The sequence below is a fragment of the Kitasatospora sp. NPDC004799 genome, assembly GCF_040609095.1.
In the GTDB taxonomy this organism is placed as follows: domain Bacteria; phylum Actinomycetota; class Actinomycetes; order Streptomycetales; family Streptomycetaceae; genus Kitasatospora.
This window is the reverse complement of sequence record NZ_JBEXJK010000656.1, coordinates 1-2,740: the sequence shown is the minus strand read 5'-3', so window position 1 is coordinate 2,740 and position 2,740 is coordinate 1. Positions and strand designations below refer to the sequence as shown.

The following is a 2,740-nucleotide window of genomic DNA, read 5'->3' as shown; positions in this document are numbered from 1 at the left end:
GCTGACCGGGCGCCGCGCGCCGCCTCCGGTCGGGCCGGCCGCCGCGCCCCCTCCGGTCAGGCCAGCCGCCGTGCCCCCGCCGAGGGGACCGCGGTGAAGGTGACCGGCGCGGCGAACCCCGCCGACCCGAAGGCCGACCGCACCGACTCCGAGACCGCCGCCACCTCCGCGGCCGCGACCAGGGCGATGACGGACCCGCCGAAGCCGCCGCCGGTCATCCGGGCGCCCAGCGCCCCGGCGGCGACGGCGGCCTCGACCGCGAGGTCCGTCTCGGGGCAGGAGACCCGGAAGTCGTCGCGCAGCGAGGCGTGCCCGGCCGTCAGGACCGGCCCCAGCGCGGCGATCCGGCCGGCGTCCAGGTGCTCGATCGTCTCGGCCACCCGCTGGTTCTCGGTGACCACGTGCCGCACCAGCGGGGCGAGGTCCTCGGGCAGGCGCTCCAGGGCGGCGGCGAGGCCGGCGGCCGGCAGGTCGCGCAGCGCGTCCAGGCCGAGCAGCCCGGCGGCGCGCTCGCAGCCGGCCCGCAGGGCGGCGTAGGCGCCGTCGCCGAGGTCGTGCTTGACCCGGGTGTCGATCACCAGCAGCCGGAGCCCGGCCGCCTCCAGGTCGAACGGCACGTGCCGCTGCTCCAGCGTCCGGGTGTCCAGGAACAGCGCGGCGCCGGCGGTGCAGCAGGCGGAGGCCATCTGGTCCATCACCCCGCAGGGCACGCCGACGAAGGCGTTCTCGGCCCGCTGGGCGATCAGGGCCAGCTCCGGCGCGGTCAGGCCGAGCCCGTACAGGTCGTTCAGGGCGGCGGCGGTGGCGCACTCCAGGGCGGCGGAGGAGGAGAGCCCGGCGCCGGTCGGCACGTCGCTGTCGACGTACAGGTCGGCGCCGCCGGCCGGGTGGCCGGCCTCGGCGAGGGCCCAGAACACGCCGGCCGGGTAGCCGGCCCAGCTGGTGACCACGCCGGGCGCCAGGCCATCGAGCGCGAGGTCGGTGACGGTGCCGTCGCCCTGGGCGCTGTAGAGCCGCACCCGGCCGTCCTCCCGGCGGCGGGCGGTGACCCTGGTGGTGTGCGGAAGGGCGATGGGCAGCACGAAGCCGTCGTTGTAGTCGGTGTGCTCACCGATCAGGTTGACGCGGCCGGGCGCGGCCCACACGCCGCTGGGCCGGGCGCCGTGGACGGCCTCGAAGTCGGTGGCGGCCTGGTCGATCATCTCTTCTGCTCCCACGCGTGGTGTCGACTCCCGCCGGGGTTCGGTCCGCAGACGGGGGCATATTTCGACACAATCAAACATGCTGCGCATCCGTCGTCAACACCCGCGAGTTCCTCTGCCCCGACCAGCCTATTTCCCGGCACTCGACGACCGGTCCACCGGCCCGCAACCGTTGACAAGCGATCGCATATGTTTGATTCTGTTGGAGATCGGCACAGTCGAGCCGACATCCCCGGGTAAGGAGCACGGCGGTGCACAAGACCGCGACCAAGCTGGCCGACGGCCGCGAACTCGTCTACTACGACCAGGAGCCGGGCACCGTCCGGGACGCCGTGGACGAACGCCCGCTGGAGCCCGCGGCGAGCCTCTCCGAGGCCCGGCTCGACCCGGTGCTCGGCGAGTGGGTCACCGTCGCCGCCCACCGCCAGCAGCGGACCTACCACCCCCCGGCCGGCGAGTGCCCGCTCTGCCCCTCCGGCCAGGGGCGGCTGAGCGAGGTCCCGGCGGCCGACTACCAGGTCGTGGTCTTCGAGAACCGCTTCCCCTCGCTGGCCCTGGACTCGGCCGCGCACGTCCCCGCCCACGACGACGACCCCCTGCGCACCAGCCGGCCGGGCAACGGCCGCTGCGAGGTGGTCTGCTTCGCCGCCGACCACGACGCCTCCTTCGCCGACCTGGACGAGGCCAGGGCCCGCCTGGTGCTGGACGCCTGGACCGACCGGACGGCCGAACTGTCCGCCCTGCCCGAGGTCCGGCAGGTGTACTGCTTCGAGAACCGCGGCGAGGAGATCGGCGTCACGCTGGCCCACCCGCACGGGCAGATCTACGCCTTCCCCTTCGTCCCCTCCCGCACCGCCCGGATGATCGGCCGGGCCGGGGCGTACCGGGCGAGCACCGGGCGGAACCTCTTCGAGGACCTCGTCGCCGCCGAACGCGCCACCCCCGAACGGCTGGTGCTCCAGGGCGAGCACTGGACGGCCTTCGTGCCGTTCGCCGCCCGCTGGCCGTACGAGGTCCACCTCTACCCGCACCGCCGGGTCCGCGACCTCACCGAGCTGGACGAGGCCGAGCGCGCCGAGTTCCCCGGCCTCTACCTCGACCTGCTGCGCCGCTTCGACCGGCTGTTCCCCGCGCCCGCCGGCTCCGCGCCCAACCGGACCCCGTACATCTCCGCCTGGCACCAGGCGCCGAAGGACGGCGGCGACGAACTCGCGCTGCACCTGGAGCTGTTCACCGTCCGGCGCGCGCCGGGCAAGCTCAAGTACCTGGCGGGCGTGGAGTCCGGACTCGACGCCTTCGTCACCGATGTGAGCCCGGAGACCGCGGCCGAGCGGCTGCGCGGCGCCGCGCACAGCTGACCCGACCCGGCAGGACCCAGGAGGAGCCCGCATGGCCGTCGACCGAACCGTCCTGGCCGGTGCCCGACTGGTCCTGCCCGGCGGCGTCGTCGAGGCCGACCGCCTCACCGTCGAGGGCGAGCGCATCGCCGGCCTCGGCGGCGACACCGAACCCGGCGACCTCGACCTGACCGGCCACAC

The 2,740-nt window shown here is 75.0% G+C and carries 2 protein-coding genes and 1 pseudogene; 2 read left to right on the top strand and 1 reads right to left on the bottom strand.

What is annotated here, in order from left to right; genetic code table 11:
* Positions 1-56: 56 nt before the first annotated feature.
* On the bottom strand, positions 57-1,202 hold the full coding sequence (gene galK / locus ABZW03_RS39535) for a galactokinase (protein WP_355269524.1): 1,146 nt from the start codon (positions 1,200-1,202) through the stop codon (positions 57-59).
* Between the two features lie 251 nt (positions 1,203-1,453).
* On the opposite strand from galK, the gene galT reads away from it, so the two are divergent.
* Together galT and ABZW03_RS39525 are read left to right on the top strand one after the other, a co-directional pair.
* Positions 1,454-2,560, top strand: coding sequence for a galactose-1-phosphate uridylyltransferase (gene galT, locus ABZW03_RS39530; protein WP_355269522.1), 1,107 nt, complete (start codon positions 1,454-1,456; stop codon positions 2,558-2,560).
* A gap of 31 nt (positions 2,561-2,591) precedes the next feature.
* Positions 2,592-2,740: pseudogene (locus tag ABZW03_RS39525) on the top strand (N-acetylglucosamine-6-phosphate deacetylase); the annotation flags it as partial.

What these genes read in the sequence shown, in the direction of transcription:
- galK (WP_355269524.1), bottom strand. Translation starts at nt 1,202, where the DNA reads ATGATCGACCAGGCCGCCACCGACTTCGAGGCCGTCCACGGCGCCCGG.